General features: G+C 67.0%; 17 protein-coding genes and 1 rRNA gene. 15 read left to right on the forward strand and 3 right to left on the reverse strand.

Going from position 1 to position 19,437, the window contains the following annotated elements:
* From rrf to B5F70_RS01970, 12 genes are all read left to right on the forward strand, one after another.
* Window positions 1–87, forward strand: a 5S ribosomal RNA gene (gene rrf, locus B5F70_RS01915); the annotation flags it as partial.
* A gap of 107 nt (window positions 88–194) precedes the next feature.
* Entirely contained in the window at window positions 195–842 is a 648-nt protein-coding gene (gene coaE, locus B5F70_RS01920; protein ID WP_087203888.1) for a dephospho-CoA kinase, read from the forward strand.
* Window positions 832–1,419, forward strand: coding sequence for a lytic transglycosylase domain-containing protein (locus tag B5F70_RS01925; protein ID WP_087203889.1), 588 nt, complete (start codon window positions 832–834; stop codon window positions 1,417–1,419). Before coaE ends, B5F70_RS01925 begins: the two co-directional genes overlap by 11 nt.
* A gap of 16 nt (window positions 1,420–1,435) precedes the next feature.
* The gene (gene uvrB / locus B5F70_RS01930) at window positions 1,436–3,691 is read left to right on the forward strand and encodes an excinuclease ABC subunit UvrB (protein WP_087203890.1); all 2,256 of its coding nucleotides are present in this window, start codon (window positions 1,436–1,438) and stop codon (window positions 3,689–3,691) included.
* Window positions 3,692–3,757: 66 nt separating this feature from the next.
* The gene (locus tag B5F70_RS01935; protein ID WP_087203891.1) at window positions 3,758–4,411 is read left to right on the forward strand and encodes a hypothetical protein; all 654 of its coding nucleotides are present in this window, start codon (window positions 3,758–3,760) and stop codon (window positions 4,409–4,411) included.
* 80 nt (window positions 4,412–4,491) lie between these two features.
* Window positions 4,492–5,340, forward strand: a complete 849-nt coding sequence (locus tag B5F70_RS01940; protein ID WP_087203892.1) for an Mrp/NBP35 family ATP-binding protein — start codon at window positions 4,492–4,494, stop codon at window positions 5,338–5,340.
* A 64-nt stretch (window positions 5,341–5,404) separates the two neighbouring features.
* Complete coding sequence (locus B5F70_RS01945) at window positions 5,405–6,715, forward strand: NAD(P)/FAD-dependent oxidoreductase (RefSeq protein WP_241145870.1); 1,311 nt, start codon at window positions 5,405–5,407, stop codon at window positions 6,713–6,715.
* Window positions 6,699–8,387 (forward strand): FAD-dependent protein, encoded by a 1,689-nt coding sequence (locus tag B5F70_RS01950; RefSeq protein WP_087203894.1) that lies wholly within the window; start codon window positions 6,699–6,701, stop codon window positions 8,385–8,387. Before B5F70_RS01945 ends, B5F70_RS01950 begins: the two co-directional genes overlap by 17 nt.
* Before the next feature lie 180 nt (window positions 8,388–8,567).
* A complete protein-coding gene (locus tag B5F70_RS01955; RefSeq protein WP_087203895.1) occupies window positions 8,568–9,038 on the forward strand; it encodes a helix-turn-helix transcriptional regulator in 471 nt (156 codons plus the stop codon).
* 4 nt (window positions 9,039–9,042) lie between these two features.
* Complete coding sequence (locus B5F70_RS01960; RefSeq protein ID WP_087203896.1) at window positions 9,043–9,384, forward strand: hypothetical protein; 342 nt, start codon at window positions 9,043–9,045, stop codon at window positions 9,382–9,384.
* A 69-nt stretch (window positions 9,385–9,453) separates the two neighbouring features.
* Entirely contained in the window at window positions 9,454–9,753 is a 300-nt protein-coding gene (locus B5F70_RS01965) for a hypothetical protein (protein ID WP_087203897.1), read from the forward strand.
* Window positions 9,754–9,844: 91 nt separating this feature from the next.
* Entirely contained in the window at window positions 9,845–10,165 is a 321-nt protein-coding gene (locus B5F70_RS01970; RefSeq protein ID WP_087203898.1) for a YbjQ family protein, read from the forward strand.
* Here the strand turns inward: B5F70_RS01970 and B5F70_RS01975 are convergent.
* Both B5F70_RS01975 and gpmA read right to left on the reverse strand, forming a co-directional pair.
* The gene (locus B5F70_RS01975; protein ID WP_087203899.1) at window positions 10,162–10,797 is read right to left on the reverse strand and encodes a DUF6796 family protein; all 636 of its coding nucleotides are present in this window, start codon (window positions 10,795–10,797) and stop codon (window positions 10,162–10,164) included. The two genes, B5F70_RS01970 and B5F70_RS01975, sit on opposite strands and share 4 nt — an antisense overlap.
* Window positions 10,798–10,856: 59 nt before the next feature.
* The gene (gene gpmA / locus B5F70_RS01980) at window positions 10,857–11,612 is read right to left on the reverse strand and encodes a 2,3-diphosphoglycerate-dependent phosphoglycerate mutase (RefSeq protein ID WP_087203900.1); all 756 of its coding nucleotides are present in this window, start codon (window positions 11,610–11,612) and stop codon (window positions 10,857–10,859) included.
* A 168-nt stretch (window positions 11,613–11,780) separates the two neighbouring features.
* Here gpmA and B5F70_RS01985 point away from each other — a divergent pair, with 168 nt between their 5' ends.
* The 3 genes from B5F70_RS01985 (at window position 11,781) to hemH (ending at window position 14,042) form a co-directional block, all read left to right on the forward strand.
* Window positions 11,781–12,518: a DUF3793 family protein gene (locus B5F70_RS01985; RefSeq protein WP_158094902.1), complete on the forward strand. Its 738-nt coding sequence runs from the start codon at window positions 11,781–11,783 to the stop codon at window positions 12,516–12,518.
* Between the two features lie 64 nt (window positions 12,519–12,582).
* Entirely contained in the window at window positions 12,583–13,002 is a 420-nt protein-coding gene (locus B5F70_RS01990) for a flavodoxin (protein ID WP_087203902.1), read from the forward strand.
* 8 nt (window positions 13,003–13,010) lie between these two features.
* Window positions 13,011–14,042 carry a ferrochelatase gene (gene hemH / locus B5F70_RS01995; protein WP_206383477.1) on the forward strand — a complete coding sequence of 344 codons (1,032 nt, stop codon included), beginning with the start codon at window positions 13,011–13,013 and terminating at the stop codon, window positions 14,040–14,042.
* Window positions 14,043–14,113: 71 nt separating this feature from the next.
* On the opposite strand, the gene B5F70_RS02000 is transcribed toward hemH, so the two are convergent.
* On the reverse strand, window positions 14,114–19,090 hold the full coding sequence (locus B5F70_RS02000) for a fibronectin type III domain-containing protein (protein WP_087203903.1): 4,977 nt from the start codon (window positions 19,088–19,090) through the stop codon (window positions 14,114–14,116).
* Between the last annotated feature and the right edge of the window lie 347 nt (window positions 19,091–19,437).

The raw sequence follows: 19,437 nt of genomic DNA on the forward strand, positions 1-19,437 counted from the left end.
CGGACCCGTTCCGAACCCGGAAGCTAAGACCCCTCGCGCCGATGGTACTGCGGGGTGAGCCCGTGGGAGAGCAGGGCGCCGCTGACCGGTGGACGGCACCGGGCCGTCCATATGATTGCCATAAAGGGCCTCTGGTTTCCAGGGGCCCTTTTGGTTTATAGTGGCATGTTGCGCTATCCGTTAGGAGGCTCTCGTTGTTTACCCTCTTCGTTATCGGTAATATCGCCTCCGGCAAGAGTACGGCGGTTCGCTATCTGGCGCGTCAAGGCGCGCGTATCATCGATTTGGACCAGGTCGCAAAAGACCTGTATGTGCCCGGGTCTGCGGTGGTGAACGAACTTCGCGATGCGTTCGGTTCCGCTATCTTGGATGCTGCCGGCGCCATCCGCCCCAAAGTTCTTGCAGACCGCGCCTTTGCAACCAAGGATGACGCGCGTCGCCTTAACGAGATCGTATTGCCGCGCGTACATGAGCGTCTCTCGGCGATGCTCATGCCCTCATGCTGTACAGTGGCGATGCCGTCGAACTGTCTTCTCACCGTGGTGGAAATCTCGCTCGCTGCTTCTTTCACCTATGCGTTCCCACTGGCTGATGAGGTCATGGCTATCACTGCGCCAGTCGAGATGCGTCGGCGCCGCGCCATCGAGCGCGGTATGGACGGTGAGGACTTTGATAGCAGGGCCGCGCTTCAGCCCACGGAGGACGAGCTCTGCGCTCTCGCGTCTGTGGTCATCGACAACACTGCCGCTGATGATTCGTTGTTCTCTGCTCTCGACGCATGGCTGGAGCAGCATGGCCTTCAAGCCGATCAGCCCTCTTTAGGATTAGACGATGCGCAGTAGAATTCGCTTCTTCACCTGGTACCGCATCATCCCTCTTCTGCTCGCTGCCCTTATGGGTGGCATCTCGCTTGCCTACGCGCAGGGGCCAGCGTTTGTCTTTCAGTTGCTGTACCCGCTTGAATACCAGGATTACATCGCTGCCTCGAGCGACCGGCATGGAGTTGATCCCTGGCTTATCGCCGCGGTGATCGATACGGAGTCAAATTGGGACCCGAGTGCGCGCTCGTCTAAAGATGCGCTGGGGCTCATGCAGCTCATGCCCGAGACCGCGCAGGACATGGTTCGCTTCGGCCTTGTTGACGGCACGAGCTTCGATCCGCAAAATCTGGCGGACGCTGAGACGAACATAGAGTTCGGCACGGCATACCTCTCGTATCTCATATCCTATTTCAACGGCTCGACAGACCGTGCCATCGCGGCGTATAATGCCGGCCTTTCCAATGTGGATGATTGGTCCGAAATCGATACGGTCCTGCATAACGCCATCGGCTTCCCTGAGACGCAAGCGTACCTCTTTCGGGTTAATAACGCTTGGACGCGGTATAAAGAGCTTTATGGAGATGCCTTTGGTGCGTGACGTGAGGTGAGCGAACGTGGAGAAGTTTGAGGTTGAGCGCGTCGGCGGCGAGTTGAGACGCTTCGGCGTAGCGGGAGATCCCGTCCAGTTCCAAGTCGTTTCTCCGTTCGAACCCTCCGGAGACCAGCCCCAGGCAATCGCCTCGCTCGTGCAGGGCGTGAACGACGGCGACCGCTATCAGGTGCTGCTGGGCGTCACCGGTTCGGGTAAGACGTACACCATGGCGAAGACCATCGAGGCGCTCGGCAAGCCCACCCTTGTTATGGCGCCCAACAAGACGCTCGCCGCTCAGCTCGCGAGCGAGCTCAAGGAGTTCTTCCCGCACAACGCCGTCGTCTACTTCGTCTCGTATTACGATTACTATCAGCCTGAGGCCTATGTGCCGCAGTCCGACACGTACATCGAGAAGGATGCCTCCATCAACGAGGAAGTGGAGATGTTGCGCCACCAGGCGACGGCCTCTCTGCTCTCGCGCCGCGACGTGATCGTCGTGGCGAGCGTCTCGTGCATCTACGGCATCGGTTCCCCAGAGGACTATGCGGGCCTCGCCCCCAACGTCGACAAGAAGACGCCGCTCGAGCGCGATGATTTCATCCACACCCTCATCGACATCCAATATGACCGCAACGACTTCGACCTGGCGCGCGGGACGTTCCGCGTGCGCGGCGACGTGGTGGATGTGTACCCGCCCTATGCCGAGCATCCGCTGCGCTTCGAGTTCTTTGGTGACGAGGTCGAGCTCATCGCCGAGATCGACGAGGTCACCGGCGAGATCCTGCGCGAGTACGACGCCATCCCCGTATGGCCCGCCTCGCACTACGTGACGGAGAAGCCCAAGGTGACGGCCGCCCTCAAGACCATCGAGGAGGAATGCGAGCAGCGCGTGGCAGAGCTCAAGGCCGCCGACAAGCTGCTCGAGGCCCAGCGCCTGCAGCAGCGCACCGACTACGACCTCGAGATGCTCGAGACCATGGGATTCTGCAACGGCATCGAGAACTACTCGCGCCATCTCGACGGGCGCCGCCCGGGAGAGCCGCCGTTCACACTCATCGACTATTTCCCCAAGGACATGCTCTGCATCATCGATGAGAGCCACGTGACGGTGCCGCAGATACGCGGCATGCACGAGGGCGACCGCTCGCGCAAGGTGACGCTCGTGGAGCACGGGTTCCGCCTGCCCTCCGCCCTCGACAACCGCCCGCTGCGCTTCGACGAGTTCGAGGCGCGCATCCCGCAGTTTATCTACGTCTCGGCAACGCCGGGCGATTACGAGCTGCGCGTCTCGCAGAACAACGTGGAGCAGATCATCCGCCCGACGGGGCTTCTCGATCCCAAAATCGACGTGCGCCCCGTGCGCGGTCAGATCGACGACCTGCTGGAGGAGATCCGTGAGCGGACGGCGCGCCATGAGCGGGTGCTCGTGACGACGCTCACCAAGCGCATGGCGGAGGACCTGACGGACCATCTGCTCGACGCCGGAGTCAAGGTCAACTACATGCACTCCGACACGGCGACGATGGACCGCGTCGACATCCTGCGCGACCTGCGTATGGGTAAGATCGACGTGCTGGTGGGCATCAACCTCCTGCGCGAGGGCCTCGACCTTCCCGAGGTGTCCCTCGTGGCGATCCTCGACGCGGACAAAGAGGGCTTCCTGCGCAACCGCCGCTCCCTCATCCAGACCATCGGCCGTGCAGCGCGCAACGCCGACGGCGCGGTGGTGATGTACGCCGATACCATCACCGATTCGATGCGCGAGGCGATCGACGAGACGAATCGCCGTCGCACCATCCAGATGAAGTTCAACGAGGAGCACGGTGTCGAGCCGAAGACCGTGCGCAAGGCCATCAACGACATCTCGAGCTTTATCGCCGAGGCGACGGAGAACGTGGGCAAGCGCGACCGCAGCCGCGGCGACTCGTTGGGGCACGGGGCGTTCTTCACCCCGGCGGGCGAGGGCGCCGCCGACGAGGCGCCGGGCTCGGTCGTATCGGACGGGCAGCAGCTCGCCGAGGAGCTCGCGAACCTGCCGAAAGACGAGCTCGCACGCATCGTCGCCACCATGGAGGAGGATATGCGGAGCGCTTCGGAGGCCATGGACTTCGAGGAGGCGGCGCGGCTCCGCGACGCCATCGTCCACCTGCGCGCCATGGCGGAGGGGACGAGCGAGAGCGAGGTCATCGAGCTCTTGCGCCGCGATGCGCGCAAGGGGAGCGTCTTCGCCTCCGGTCGCAAACGGCAGGGGGCGCGTGCGAAGCGCGCGAAGCACTGATGGTATACTGGACGGAGGAATAGCGCGCGGACACCCGCCGCGCTCAGGGGAGATAGAGGGGTCCCGATGAACGAAGAGTACATGCCCGCGTACCGTCCGGTGGATATGAAGGGGCTGGCGTCGAAGCTCGCCGGCGCCACATGGAGTCTGATCGCGCTCGCCGCGCTGACGTTCTTCTGGGCGGTCTACATGTTTGTGACGGCGCCCATGGGCGGTGCCGGCGGTCTTCTGCCCACCCCCGTAGAGGGTCCGGACGGTCTCGCCGCGGCCCTCGCGTGGTGGGCCGTCGTCGCAGGTTTCTGCGCCTCCATCGGCTCGCTCGCTCCGCGCGCACCCCGTGCGCTCGGTTGGGTGGAGCCGGTGCTCGGTATCGTGCTGCTGCTGGCGGGGCTCTGGGGTATCTGGTCCACGCCCCTTCTGGGCACGTATGCCGAGATGCACACCATCGCCGGCGTGTATCTGGCCGTCTATCTCGCAGCGGTGGCGATCGAGCTGTATCGTCGTGACGAGCAGAAGTGGTATATCGAGCTCGTGGTGGCCGCGGCGGTGCTCGTCATCGCGCTCGCCGGCGGCGTGAACTTCGCCGCGGCGCCCGGACAGGTGGGCATCTTCGCCCTCGCTTTCTTTGTGGCGGGCTGGGGCTTTGTGTACGGCGCGCTCAAGCTGTCGGGTGCCTCGGCTGCTGCCGAGGGGCACGTCGCCGAGGCGCTTCTCGCCTAACGCCTCGGGTATCATTAGCGCGTACCTATGAGCGAGAGCGCCCAGACGGGGCGCTCTCGATGTGTATGAGGAGGAATCGCATGGCTGAATGCGAACACGCGGCGGCCGCCGGCGGCAAGAAGGCGCCCCAGCAGTTTGAGGAGAACACCCTGTCGGAGGCAAAGCGCGTGATCGCGGTGCTCTCGGGCAAGGGCGGCGTGGGCAAGTCGCTCGTAACGGGTTCGCTCGCCGTCGGGCTCGCGCGCCGGGGGAACAAGGTCGGCATCTTGGACGCCGATATCACCGGCCCCTCGATCCCCAAGATGCTCGGCATGAGCGGGCGGCACGCGAGCGGTATCGGCAACCTGCTGCTGCCCGAGGTCTCCGAGACGGGGATCAAGGTCATGTCCTCCAACCTGCTGCTCGCCAACGAGACCGACCCCGTGCTGTGGCGCGGCCCGGTCATCGCGGGCGCCATCCGCCAGTTCTGGAGCGACACCTCCTGGGGTCCGCTCGACTACCTGCTGGTCGATATGCCCCCGGGTACGGGCGATGTGGCGCTCACCGTCTTCCAGTCGCTGCCGGTGGACGGCATCGTGGTGGTGACGAGCCCGCAGGACCTGGTCTCGATGATCGTGGCCAAGGCCGTCAATATGGCGGACAAGATGCACGTGCCCGTGCTCGGCATCATCGAGAACATGAGCTACATCACCTGCCCCGATTGCGGCAAGAAGATCGAGGTCTTCGGGCCGAGCAAGCTCGACGAGGTCGCGGCGGGTTACGGTGTCGAGGTGCTCGGGCGCCTGCCCATCGACCCGGCCCTCGCCGGTGCATGCGACGCGGGCGCGCTCGAGCAGGCGCTGCCGGAGAACCTCCTGCCCGATGCGGTGGCGGCCTGCGAGGCCGTGGCGCCGCACGAGGGCGAGGGCGCGGCGAAGGCGACGGAGTAGAGCGACGCGGAGGGCGGCCCCGGCGGCATATCGCATGCGCCGCCTTCAGGTGAGGAGGGCCGGCGTGGCGGATGCCGAGGAGCGGACATACGACGTAGCGGTCGTGGGGGGCGGCGCTGCCGGACTCGCGGCGGCGCTCGCCGCGGCGCGGTTGGGCGCGCGCACAGTGGTGCTGGAGAGCGATGTTGCCTGCGGGCTGTCCATCCTCGCAACGGGCAACGGCCGGTGCAATCTCTCGAACAGCGACCTGGACCCCGTGCGGTACCGGTATCCCGACGTCGCGCGCGCCGTGATGGGTCCGCGCCCCGAGGAGGCGCTCGCGGCGTGGTTCGCCTCGCTCGGTCTCGCCACCGCGGAGGAAGAGGGGCGCCTCTATCCGTACAGTCGCCGTGCCGAGTCGGTGCGGGACGCGCTCTTGGCGGCGTGCCTGCGCGCCGGGGTGTCGCTTCGCTGCGGATTTGAGCTCACGGGCGCGTCCCGTGCGGCCGAGGGCGCGGTCTGGCGGCTCTCGGGCACGGTGCCCGCGGGGCCCGTGCGCGCCAAGCGCGGGCACGATGCGCGCGCCGCCCTGCGCGCGCGGCGCCGGGCACTCGAGGCGGCCCCGCGAAAAGATGAGGGTATATCTGCGCGCGCCGTGGTGCTTGCGCCCGGCGGGCGCTCGGCGGCGCTTTGCCGGCTCTTTCGGCTGCCGCACGAGGAGGAGCGGCCCGTGCTCTGCCCCGTGGCGGGAGCCTTTACGGCCGCGCCCGACGCCCTCGGTGCGCTCGATGGGGTCCGCGTCGAGGCAGCCCTTGGGCTCCAGGACGCGCGCGGACGTCATGCGTCGCCCTGGCGCGAGGCGGGAGAGGTGCTCTTCCGTCCCTACGGCATCTCAGGCATCGTCGCGTTCGACGCGTCGCGGCGCGTGACCGCAGGCGACGTGCTCCTGCTCGATCTCTTCCCGTCCTTTTCCGAGGAGGGGCTCGCGGCTCTTCTGGATGCGCGCGCGGCCGTGCTCGGCTTGCCCGCGGCGGGCTCGCTCACCTGGTACGACGGCCTTGTCGCCCGCCCGGTGGCGGCCCTCGTGGACGCGGCGGCGAAGACCCATGATGCCCGCGGCATCGCGCGCGCGGCCAAGCGCCTGCGCTTTGCTGTCACGGGGCTTGCCGACGAGCGCGCCGCGCAGGTGCGTCGCGGCGGTATCCCTTTTGCGGCGGTGGACGAGGCGACGCTCGGGTTGCGCGAGGCGCCCGGGCTCTTTGCGGCGGGCGAGGCGCTCGCCATGGATGCGGATTGCGGCGGCTTCAACCTGGCGTGGGCGTGGCTCTCGGGTATCCGCGCCGGCGGGGCTGCTGCGGCGACGGTGCGAGGGGGAGCGCATGCTCGAGGTCTCTGATGTGCGGTTGCACCTGGACGAGGGGGTCGACGAGGGGGCGTGTCTTGCCGCAGGTCGGCGCAAGGTCGCGCGCCTGCTGCACGTTGCCCCTCGGGAGCTCATGGCAATAGAGCTCAGGAGGCGCTCCATCGACGCGCGCAAGAAAAACGACGTGCACCTCGTCTGCACCTTCCGGGCGGCGCTCGCCGATGCGGTGCGGGAGCGGGAGGTTCTCGCCCGCCTGTCCGACGAGGAGGGGAGGCGGGTGCGTGCGGTGGCCCCCGAGGCGCCGTCCTTCCCCGTATATGCGGGGGCGCGCCCGACAAACCGTCCCGTTGTGGTGGGCGCCGGGTGCGCGGGGCTCTTCGCCGCGCTCGCGCTCGCCGAGGCCGGGCTCGAACCGCTGCTCATCGAGCGCGGTGACGATGCGGAGCGGCGCGGCGCGGCGGTGGCGCGCTTCATCCGCACGCGCAGGCTCGACCCCGAGAGCAATATCCAGTTCGGCCTCGGCGGCGCGGGGACGTTTTCGGATGGCAAGCTCACCACCGGCACGAAGAACCCCGCGCACCGGCTCATCCTGGAGACGTTCGTGGCCGCCGGAGCCTCCCGCGATATTCTGTGGGATGCCAAACCGCATGTGGGCTCAGACGTGCTGCCGCAGGTGGTGACGCATATCGTGGCGCGCATCCGGGCGCGCGGCGGCGAGGTGCGCTTCCGGGCGCGCCTCATCGATATCGAGCGCGCATCAGACGGCTCGCTCCGATCCGTCACGGTCGAGCACCGCGAGCCCGCGCCGGCGGGCGATGCCGGCGCGCCGCCTTCTGAACCCGCGACCGTCGAGCGCATCGCCTGCGACCGGATGATACTCGCCTGCGGGCACTCGGCGCGCGACGTCTTCGAGCTGCTCTCGCGGCGCGGCTTTCATCTCGAGCGCAAGACGTTCGCCATGGGGGTGCGCATCGAGCATCTGCAGCGCACCGTCGACCGGGCCCAGTACGGCGCGGCGGCGGGCCATCCGGCGCTCGGCGCGGCGCCGTACAAGCTCGTTGCCCATCCGCGCGACGGGCGCTCGGTCTTCTCGTTCTGCATGTGTCCCGGCGGAGAGGTGGTTGCCGCCGCCTCGGAGGAGGGCGGGGTCGTCACCAACGGGGCGAGCGAGAGCGCCCGCGCGGGCAGAAACGCCAACGCGGCGCTGCTCGTGAACGTGAACCCCGTCGACCTGCCCGGCTCCTCACCGCTTGCCGGCGTGGAGCTGCAGCGCACGTGCGAGCGCGCCGCCTTTGCGGCGGGCGGCGGCGACTACAGCGCGCCGGCGCAGCTCCTCGGCGATTTTATGGCCGCAAGGCCGAGCACGGGACCGGGCTCCGTGCTTCCCACCTACCCCTTGGGCGTCGCCTGGACGGCGCTCGACCGCGTGCTGCCGCCGTCTATCGCCGACGGCTTGCGGGCGGGCATCCCGCTTCTCGAACGGCGCCTTCGCGGCTTTACCGCCCCCGACGCGGTGCTTACCGGTGTGGAGTCGCGCTCCAGCTCGCCGGTGACCGTGGTGCGCGACCGCACGTGCGCGGCAGAGGGCGCGCCCGGAATCTACCCGTGCGGCGAGGGCGCGGGGTATGCGGGCGGCATCATGAGCGCGGCGACCGACGGCATCCGCTGCGCCGAGGCGCTCATCGCGTCGCTGCGACCTCGTTGACCGTGACGCTCCCAAGTACGCTCGCAGCGGTGCGACCGGCGGCTCTGAGCCGGCTCTGTGCGGGGTGGCCGCGCCGCGGGCAAGCGCATTGGCCGCATTGCCGGCGTATCTGGCGCCCGGGTGCGCGCGTTTTCGGGCACAATCGGGGTGGCGGCATCGCGCGCAAGGGAAGGAGGCCCCATGATCGCAGACAAGCTCGTTGCGCTGCGGCGCAGGGCGGGCATGAGTCAGCAGGAGGTCGCGCGGGCCATCGGGGTGAGCAGGCAGACGGTTTCCAACTGGGAGCTCGCGCAGGGCGCGCCGGCGCTCGACAAGGCGGCTGAGCTCGCGCGCCTGTTCGGCGTGACCATCGACGACCTCGCACGCGACGACGTCGAGATCATGGCCACCCGGGGACCCGCTGCGCCGCGCGACGTCCATGTGCTGCGCGCGCTCGTGGGCAGGACGGCGACGGTGGAGCTCAGCGACCAGGTGCTGAGCGAGGCGACCATCTTGGAGGTCGGCGAGGTGTGGCTGCGCGTCTCCTGCGAGATAAAGCGCGCCGCCTTTGGCCGGCCCAAGGTCGAACGGGCCCGCACGGTGCGCCTGATCGACCTCGGCGAGGTCTGCGCCATCGTGATGGACGGTCCCGATGCCGGTGGGGAGGCGTGACGCCATGGAGAGCTTCTACACCACCATCGCCATCTTGACGTTCGGTCTCGTAATCTACCTCATGTTCTCGATGCCCACCAAAAAGGAGGTGCGCGCCCTTGCCCAGCCGGAGGTAAACCGCCGCCGCATTGCGGCGCTTCGCGAGGAGCTGGCGGCTCGCCTGGGAAAGACCTGCACGCTCAATCTGGACGAGGTGCATGGTGTCGTCGGCGCGGGTGCGCTCACGGGCGAGATCGTGGACGTGGATGACGAATGGGTCCTCGTGCGCGTGCCGGGGCAAAAGGGCTCTCGTCTCGTCGCCATGCGGCTCGGTCACGTCAGCGGACTGGAAGAGCAGGGGGACTGAGCGCGCCCCGCGGGCCGACGGCGTCGTATCATAGAGCGTCGAGATATGCCGAGCCGGAGGGGAGAGCCCGTGGACGAGCGCTATACCGACCTCAACGCCCGCATCATCGATCAGTGGGTCGAGGAGCGCATCATCCGCGGCCTGCCGTTCAACCCGCTGCGCGACCCCGGCCTCATTTCGGAAGAGGAGCTCCCCGACTGGGGCGTGCAGTTCTCGCATACGCTTGATGAGCAGATCCGTGGGCAGATCCAGGCGGGTCTGCGCCTGCTCGATCTGTACGAGGACACCAACGGGGGCGAGAGCCGCCTGCACAGGCTCGGTATCCCCACGTTCTGGGCGACGCTTGCCGAGAAGCCGTCGGAGGTGTGAGGCGAATCCCGAGACACCGGCATCGCGGCGTGCCGTACGGGGTATGCTGCGGGTAGCTATCTGTGTGCCGGACGCGAGACGGGAGGCCCCCATGATCGTCACCACCACCAACTCCGTCGAGGGATATCGGGTCGAGGAATACCTCGGCGTCGTCGCCGGCGAGGTCGTCTCGGGCATCAACATGTTCCGCGATATCGGCGCGGGCTTGCGCAACATGTTCGGCGGTCGCTCAGCGGGCTATGAGGATGAGATGCAGAGCGCGCGGCAGGAGTGCCTCGCCGAGATGGGGCGTCGTGCCGAGGAGCTCGGGGCGAACGCGGTCATCGGCGCGTCGCTCGGCTACGAGACGTTCGAGGGCATGATCATGACGGTGGCCTCCGGCACGGCGGTGCGCATCCGGCGGGACCGCTAGGGGCAGGCCATCGCAACGAGCATGGACGCGAACATGATGGTGAAGACGAGGTTGCTCCAACCGCCGAAGAGCACGCAGCGCGCGGGCTGCGGGGCGTGCATCCAGACAAGGCCCAAGAAGCTGGTCGCTACGGGCGTGAGGACGACGAACCAAGCAGGGAGGACGGTCTGACCGAGTACGATGCCCGCGCCCAGGAAGATGAACCCGGCGTACAGGGGTATCGTTGCCAAGCGCATGACGGTCAAGATGTTGGCGGAGACTTCCTCGTAAAGGTCCTCGTGTCCCGCTTTGGCGATGATGGAGAGGTAGACGTACTGCGCATGATAGGCGCCACCGCAGATGAGCGCGAAGGAGAGGAGCACCGCCGCCGCGATAAGAAGCCAAGCAAACTCGCCCCGCGCGATGAGGGGAAGAGCAAGAAAGCCCGTCACGTACAGAAAAGCGGCAACGGGGCCGAGCGCCCCGCCCGCGCGCACGCGGGCGGTGGGGATATCGCGCATGATGCGCATGTACGGCTTGAGCGTACCGTCCATGTCATAGGCGCCGAGGGTGAAATAGAGCAGCATGTCGCCGGCGAACATCAGGACCGAGCCTATGAGGCCGAGGGCGATGAAGGTGATGACGAGCGGCATGGCATCTCCTTTCGAAGGGGGTGGGGTGTCCGATAGGGGCGGGTGCGGCAAGCGGCGCGCTAGTGCGCCTTCCCCTGGTTCGCCACGGCGTCTATCTTGGCTGCGATGACCGCCGGGTCGCCGAGGTAACGCTTGCCGAGCACGTTCATCTGCGTGTCGAACGTGTAGACGAGGGGTATGCCCGTGGGGATGTTCACCTCGAGAATCTCAGTGGGTGAAAGATGCTCGAAGCGCATGACGAGCGCGCGCAGGCTGTTGCCGTGCGCCGCGATGAGCACGCGCTTGCCGGCGCGCATCTCGGGCAGGATCGTCTCCTCGAAATAGGGCCAGGCACGTTCGACGGTGGTTTCGAGGCATTCGGCAAGTGGGAGCTCGTCTGCCGGCACATCACGGTACATCGCCTGCACATGAGGGTCGCGCTCGTCGCCGGCCTCGAGTGCCGGAGGCATCACATCAAAGCTGCGGCGCCAGATCTTCACCTGCTCGTCGCCGTACACCGCCGCGGTCTCCGCCTTGTTCATGCCCTGGAGCGCGCCGTAGTGGCGCTCGTTCAGCTTCCAGCTCTTCACGACGGGGAGCCAGGAGCGGTCGAGCTCATCGAGCACGATATCGAGGGTGTGGATGGCACGCTTGAGCCGGCTCGTGAAGCAAAGGTCGAAGTCGAAGCCTTCGGCTGCGAGCTCCCGCCCGCCCGCTGCGGCCTCTTTGCGTCCGGTGTCGGATAGGTCGACGTCGGTCCAGCCGGTAAAGAGGTTCAGGCGGTTCCATTCGCTTTCGCCGTGGCGGATAAGCACGAGCTGCATCTGGTCTGACATGGGCTCCTCCAAAAAGATAACCATGGTTAACTAAATTGACTATACCCGCGTTACCGGGGGACGGTGGCCGTATGCGAAAAAAAGATAACTGAGGGTAACTTTTTGCTGCGCGCGAGAAGCAGGTCTGCTATGTTATCCATGGCTAACAGCAAAGGGACGGGAGATGGCATGGAACGGTCGATAACGCGAGGGGAGCTCGAGGCGGCTCTGGTCCGCTCGTGCGCGCCGGTGCTCCTGGGCGTAAAGCCGGCGAATCTCTTCACCTTCTGCGGGTGCTTTGGGTGCGGGGGCGCCGACGGCGACACCTCCTCATGCCCGTCCCCCGTGGCCCCGTCAGACGATGCGCGCTGCGCGCGGCGCCGCGACGCCTTGTCGCGGCTCGTGCGCGACCTTGACGCGACGCTTACGCCGTATGGCATGCGCTGCCGCGTTATCGCGTGGCGCTCTTTTGGAGCGCTGGTCTTAGCGTACCGCCCGACGCTGGTGGAGCGCTGCCTCAAGGATGCGGAAGTGGCCCGGGAGCTCTCCTGCCTGGGCTATCCCGCACGGCTTGGACCGGTATCTGTGGCGTCGTCCCGTCCCTGCGGCCCGCAGGGGCCCGCGCGCGCCGGGGACGCCTTGGACGGCTGCGTCGAGCACCTCGCCAGGCGGTTTGGCGAGCGGGGCGTGCCGCATGAGGTGGGGTACTTCTTGGGCTATCCCGCGGCCGACGTGCGCGGCTTCGTCGAGAACGAGGGGCGCGACTATCTGTGCTGCGGTTGCTGGAAGGTATATGCCGACGTGCGGGGCGCCATGCGGCGGTTCGCCCGCTACAAGCGCTGTACGCGACGCGTGCTGCACCTCTACGGCACGGGAGTTCCGCTGACCGAGCTGGCACGCGATCCGGCGTGCGCGCAAGTCGCCTAAGAGGCGTCAAGCAGGTATCTCAGGTCGGCATGGGGCCGGCCTCCGATAAGAAAGGACAACCGATATGAGCAAGGTGGCAGTGGTGTTTTGGAGCGGTACGGGCAATACCGAAGCCATGGCGGAGCTCGTCGCTGCGGGTGCGCGCGATGCGGGCGCCGAGGCCGAGGTCATCGCCTGCGCGGACTTCTCCTCATCCGACCTCGACGGCTATGATGCCTTCGCCTTCGGATGCCCCGCCATGGGCGCCGAGGAGCTTGAGAGCGAGGAGTTCGAACCTATGTGGGATGACGTCGAGCCGGAGCTCCCGGGGCGCAAGGTCGCCCTGTTCGGCAGCTACGATTGGGCGGATGGCGAGTGGATGGACCTCTGGCGCGAGCGCGCCGAGGCGGCGGGCATCACGATTGCCGACACCGTCATCGCCAAGGACTATCCCGATGAGGACGCGTCGGTCGCCTGTCGCGCGCTCGGCGCCGCGCTCGCATAGGGGGCGCGATGGGTGAGCGCGGCATGGGCCGCGCGGGCGTGCTGATGGTCAACACGGGTTCTCCCGCGGCGCCGACGGCACCGGCGGTAGCCGCCTATCTGAAAACGTTTCTCATGGACGAGCGCATCCGGCCGCTGCCCGCGCCGGTTTGGCGGGCCATACTCGACCACATCATCCTGCCGCGCCGGAGTCCCGCCTCGGCCGCAAAGTATGCCTCGATCTGGACGGAGGCGGGCTCACCACTCATCGTAGGATGTTGCGCGCTCGCCGCCCGCGTCGAGCAGGCGTTGCACGCAGGGGCTGCCGCCACGGAGCCGTGGCGCGACGCAGCGGTCCGCGCGGCCATGGTGTACGGGGAGCCGGGCGTTGAGGCGGCTCTGAGGGAGCTGCGCGCGGCGGGCTGCGGACGGCTCGCAGTGCTGCCGCTCTATCCGCAGTCGGCGTACTCCACAACCGCGGCGGCGCTCGATGCCGTCGCACGCGGGCTCCAGCGGATGGGGTGGGAGCCGCCCCTCACGGCGGTCGAGAGCTATGGCGACGATGCGGGGTATGTGGATGCCGTCGCCGCCTCGATTCGTGCGGCGGGCTTCGACGCGGCCGGGGACTATCTGCTGCTTTCGTTTCATGCGGTGCCGCTTCCCGATGTGGATGCCGGCGACACCTATCCGCAGCAGGTCGGCAAGACGGCGCGCGCGATCGCCGCCCGTTTGGGGCTGGATGAGGGTGCCTGGTCGTTTTCCTACCAATCACCCTTCGAGGACGGCCGTCGCTGGACGGGTCCCAACACGGCGCGCACGGTGCGCGCGCTCGCGCAGCGCGAGCCGCGGCGCCTCGTGGTCGCCTGCCCGGGTTTTGCCGTGGACTGCCTCGAGACGCTCTATGATGTCGAGCAGGTCATGCTGCCGGCGTACCGCGAGCAGCGCGGCGGCGATGCTCCCGGGCTCGTGTACGTGCCCTGCCTTAACGACGCGCAAGACCATGCTCGGGTGCTCGCCGACATCGTCTGCCGCGCCTTGGCAGGCGATGGCACCGTGGGTTAACGCAGCGGGGCGGGCGCTCCAATGAGCGCCCGCCCCGTCTCAGGTTCTCGGGATATCTGCGCTAAGCGCTGCTACGAGCGGCGCCTTATGCGTGCGCCGGCAGCGAGAGCCGACAGGCCGGCGAGCGCCGGGACAAGCGATAGCAGCGCGCTTGCGTCGCCCGTAGCCGGGATGGTGGACGGGTCGTGCCCGGTGCCGTTCCCAGAGCCGCCGCCAGGGGTGGTGCCGCCATCGCCGGAGTTGCCGCCATCGCCCGGCTGCCCGCCACCGGGCTCATCGGGCGGATTGGGCGCCACGTAGTCCGGGTCCTCGGCGCCGCATGCGGCGCAGACGCCCTCTTGGTAGTCATGGCCCTTGGCGGGGACCTCCACCTCGATGCTCGTCGTGTAGTCCGCGCCGTCCAGGTTGACCGTGGCGGTGAGCGTGGCCTTGCCCGTCTCGGTGCAGGTCGGCTCGACCAGGGTCGTGGACGCAACCTGCGCGCTCACCGTGCGCGTGCCGCCGCAGTCGGGGTCGGTGCAGGCGAAGGTCGCCTCAGCCGTGGCGTTGTCGGCCCCCCAAGCCCACGTGGGCTTATCGTTCCATGTGTGCACGTGCACCTTCTCGAGCGTCACTTCGATGGACACATCGTCCTTCACGGTGAGGGAATCGCCCGACGCGAACTCCTCGCCGTTGACCAAGAGGGAGGTGAGCAGATAGCCGTCCTCGGCCGTCGCGCTCACGGTGATGACGTCGCCGAAGGCCAGCGCATCGTCGCCCGGCGTCACCTGCTGGTCCGCGCGCTCGACTACGATCGAGCCGTGCTCGAGGTCGGCGGGGACGGTGAGGTCGAAGCGCTCGATCTCGTTGAAGTAGGCGTCGACCGAGCTCTTGGCGCTCATGGCGATCTGATGGGTGCTCTCGGTGACGAGCTCCTCCTCCACAGGGGTGAACGTCGTGACCGTGCCCTGCGTCACGCCCCATTTGAGGAAGCGGCTGTCTTGGCCCGCGGTGGCCTTGAGGTCGACCACGGTATCCGGTACGAGCCCGGTGCCCGACGCGACCTGCGCGCCGTTCGCCGTCGCCGTGACCGTTCCTGAGCCGCCCGCCTCGCTCACCGCGGCGTACTCGAGCATGTAGAGCACGTCGGGCTCGAAGGCGGCGCCGACGGTCAGGTTATCGAGCACCCGCAGGGTGACGGATGCGAACTCGTCGCCATAGCTCTCGAGGGCATCTGTCCAGCCCACGAAGCGGTAGTACGTGTCCGGCGCGGCCGTGAACGTCAGCTCGGTGCCCCGGACCACCGTGATCGTACCGTCCTCATCGGGCGTGAGGGCCTGCGTTCCGTCCGAGACCGCGACGGAGCCGCCCGTGAGCGCGGGAATCGTCACCGTGCGCGCCACGGAGGGGTCGTCGACGGGCACGAAGACCGCCTCGATTGCGTGCGCGCCCTCGTACGGGGTGAAGGTCAGCTCATTGCCCACGGCGCCGATGGCCTGCTCGCCCGATGCGTTCGTGATGACCCACTCCTTGAGGACATAGCCCTCTTGCGGCGTGGCGGTGAGCTTGATCGGGTTGGACACCATCGTGCCCGCGGCGTCGAGCGGGGTGCCCGCCTCCGTCACCGCCTCAACGGTGCCGATGACGTTGCCGTCCGCATCGGTGACGGTAGAGGTGTAGCTGATCTCGCTTTGGTCGACGACCTTCGCGCTGGTCACCGTGATGGTGGCGTCGTTGACGATGGAGAAGTTGAACGCGCCGTCCGCCATGTTCACGGACTGGGGCTCCTCGCCTACCTGCGTCAGGGTGACATCGGTCACGATGTAGCCCTCGCGCGGGGCGACCTCGATGTAGACGATGGTCTCCTCGGGGACGCTCTCCCCGCTCTGGATGGGAACGTTGCCGAGGTGGGTCGCTGTGACCTGGACCTCGTCCGCGTTGAAGTCGAGCGTGAGGGGCACCATGCGCTTGGGCGTCGTAATCGTGGCCTCGTTGGACCAGACGCTCTCCGTGCTCCCGCTCACCGAGGTGACGACGAAGGTGTAGGCGGTGTTGGATGCGAGTCCGTCGACCTGGTATTCGAGCGTGTCCTTAGGCAGGGGGCTCTCCGTCAACTTACGGTAGGTCCCGTCCGCCTCCTTCTGGTAGACGTGATAGCCGTCGATAGCGGTGCGTCCGGCAGCCGAGGGATCGCTCCAGGTGAGGGAGGCGCTCGCCTCGCTGTCAACGGTCGCCTCAAGGTCGCCCACCGCCGGGGCGGGCGCGCCGATGTTGGACACGTTGTAGCCCACGACGAGGGCGTTTCTGCCCGCAAGGCCGAGGTCGACCTCGTCTTTGCCGAGGGTCCACGTGAACCCGTAAGAGCGCGTGACCGCCTCGGGGATGCCGTACTCCTCGCTCAGGTACTTCGCATCGAGATCCTGTACCGTGCCGCTCGTCTCCGTCTCGCTCGAGGTGGTCTTGGAGGTGCTGTGCCCGCTCATCTCCTCGAGACTGTAGTTGACGCCGGCCATCACGGAGAACATGCCGAGGTTGGCGCCCGTCGTCGCGGAGATCTCAAACGAGAAGCCCGTCTCCTGCTCGATGGTCTCCGTCGTCGCCTCGCCGCTCGTGCTCGCGCTCGACGTCTCGCCGCCGTTGTAGCCGAGCTGGTAGGTGTTGAGGCTCAGCTGGTCCATATCGCTGGCGTAGCCCCAGGGGTTGCCCTCCTGGCCCAGGTAGCCGAGGTTGAGCTTCTTCATGGCGGTGAACGTGTCGTCCGTGCCCGCCGTCTCCTCCGCCATCATGGCGTTGTAGACGTCGACGAAGTTGTTGTAGTCGTCCACGGACATCTGCACGTAGGTGGGTGTCTTGGGCACCGAGATGGTGAGACCCGCCTCCTCGAGGTCGACCCACTGCGTGCCGTCCTCGCTCATGAGCTGGTAGTTGTAGTTGAAGACGGGCGTGCGGTAGAGCACCACGCTGTCATAGGCCTTGGCGGTGAAGCTGTCCGTGACGGAGCGCGTGAGCGTGTTCTCGAAGCTCCGGGTCCAGCTGTTGGCGTAACCCGCCTCGACCTCCACGTTGACGGCGGGGGTCTCCACGCCAAAGGCGCCGCCGATGCTGTAGGACTTGCTCTCGGAGGTGCCCTCCGTGTACTCGTAGGTGCGCGTGAAGGCGTAGGTGGTGGCGCCGGCGTCGTTGCCGATGTCGATCTCGTCGAAGTAGGGCGCCATCTGGAGCACCGTGAGCACCTGCGGGTCGGCGTATACGTAGGACTTGCCCGTGTAGCGCGCCATCACGCCGTCGTCGTCGCGGTCCATGGGCGTGATGACGAGGTTGGTGTGGTAGCCGCCGCCCGTGTTGGAGATCAGAAAATCGCTGGTGACGTCGAAGAAGCGCGTCTGGTCCGTGCCACCCTGGCTTCCCACGGGACCGCCCTTGCCGTCGTAGTTGGCGCCGCCGATCATGCCGAGGCGGTAGTAGTAGTCGTTCTGGTGCCGGTCCTTCATGACGATCACGTACATGACCTGCTCGTAGCCCCACTCGTTGCCGTCGAAGTTCCCGGCCACGACGGACTGCACGTAGTGCTCGTCGACTACTTGGCTGCCCACTCCGTCATCGTCCTCGTTGAAGACGCCGGGGGTGTGCAGGCGCTCCGGCGTCGATGTGCTCAGGTCGAAGAGCGCACCGCCCATGAAGACGTATTCGGCGGCGCCCCCTCCGTTCATGGCCACGCACTCGACATCCAGTGGGGAACGGCGCTTCTCGCCTCCCGTTCCGCCGGCGAACCACGCGTTGGAGCCCACCTCAGAGAGGTTGGTCGTGCTCGCATCCTCTCCCGGATGTGCGAACGAGCCGTCCTCGCGGGCGTTTAGCGTGATGATGACCCAGTTGTTGCCATCAATGTCCCATTGGTGGTCCACATCCACGTCGTAGGAGTTCGACTTGGACGTGATGGTGTTCTTGGACCCTGCGACCACGATCTCGTCCACGCCGTCCCCGTCGATGTCGCCGGCGGCAATGCCCGGCGCGGCAGGAGCGGTCATCTTATAGCGATCGCCGTCGCGATCCTCGCGCCGGAGTTGGCAGAAGCCGCTCTTTTGGTTGTCAAAGACCGTGCCGCCATCGCTCGCGCCGTAGGCAACGTTCAGCATCGGGAAGTAATAGGCGCAGTCCCAGCTTCTGCCCCTCGCTCCGCCGTTTATGTACGACACGACGGCGAGGTCGTCGATGCCGTCGCCGTTGAAGTCCCCGGTGGCGAGGTCGGCGGACATCTTGTCATGCTCATAGGTGCTGTCGTCGAGCTCGTGACCGTGATTCTCCTCCACGTACTTCCAGTGCAGGAGAGACTTGTCCCGCTCACTCATGCAGGAGATCGTGTTCGAGCCCGCGTCGTAGGAGAGCTGTGCCAGGCCGTACGTGTCGCCGTTGGTCAGCACGTGCGCCACGAGCGTCTCGCGTCCCGAACCGTCGTAGTCGCCGGCGGTGATGGCGATGTAGTTTCCACCGGTCCAGGCTTGGATCCCGCTCAGCCAGCCGGCGTTGTCCTCAAAGCGGTACGTGGCACTCTCGTTGCCCTGCGTGGTGTCGACAACCACGATGACGATATCGTCCTCGCCGGTTGCGTCATGGCCGATGTAGGCGACGTGGTCCTTGCGCCCGCTGCCCGTGGGGTCAAAGGCCACCGACTCGACGTGGTACAGCTCCTTGAGCACGTTCACCGCGCTATCGCCGTAGAGCCCCGTGCTCTCAAAGCCGTTCGCGTCCTTGCCGTCGACCCCGAGGTTGAGGCCGCTGTCCACCCGCGTGTCGTACCAGCCGAGGTCGACGGTGTTCCCGTTGTCCTTGTTGCGGTACACCATGAGCTCGCTCTCGGCGTTCAGCAAAAACGGCTGGTTCAAGAGCTGCCCATAGGGGTTCTCGGTGCTGTTCTCGTCAAAGCCCGCCGGTTTGACCCGATCCATCTCCAGGATGGAGTCAAACCGGCCGGCCCCCTCGTCCGCCAGGGCGGGCGCGGCCGCAAAGGCCGTGAGGGGAAGCGCGAGCAGTAGGGCCAGTACCGCCGCGCGTGCAAAGGGCCTCCTCATATCTCACCTTTCTCTCGGAAGCGCCCGATATCCGGGCGCTAAACCCCTCAAGTCTTGCTTGAATCAAGCGATTTGCCATCAGCCGTTTGCGGGGAAAAATGGGTGAGGTGCGAGGCAGAAAACCGGCCGGAGATGCCGCGATAGCGGGTGCGGTTGCGGGTTTTGACGGCGTTTGATGCCGCGATGGTGCACTGGGGACGGGTCGGGGGCCCGTTTGCCGTCGGCGATGAGTGCTCTGCGGTGCGGAATTCTATTCGCGCTGGCGAACAGTTTGAGGGAGGCCACGTGTGCCCCGATGCCGCGATATGCGCCCCCGGCGCGCCCCAATTCCGGGCGCGCCGGGGTCC

Source organism: Collinsella sp. An268 (assembly GCF_002159765.1).
GTDB lineage: Bacteria > Actinomycetota > Coriobacteriia > Coriobacteriales > Coriobacteriaceae > Coprousia.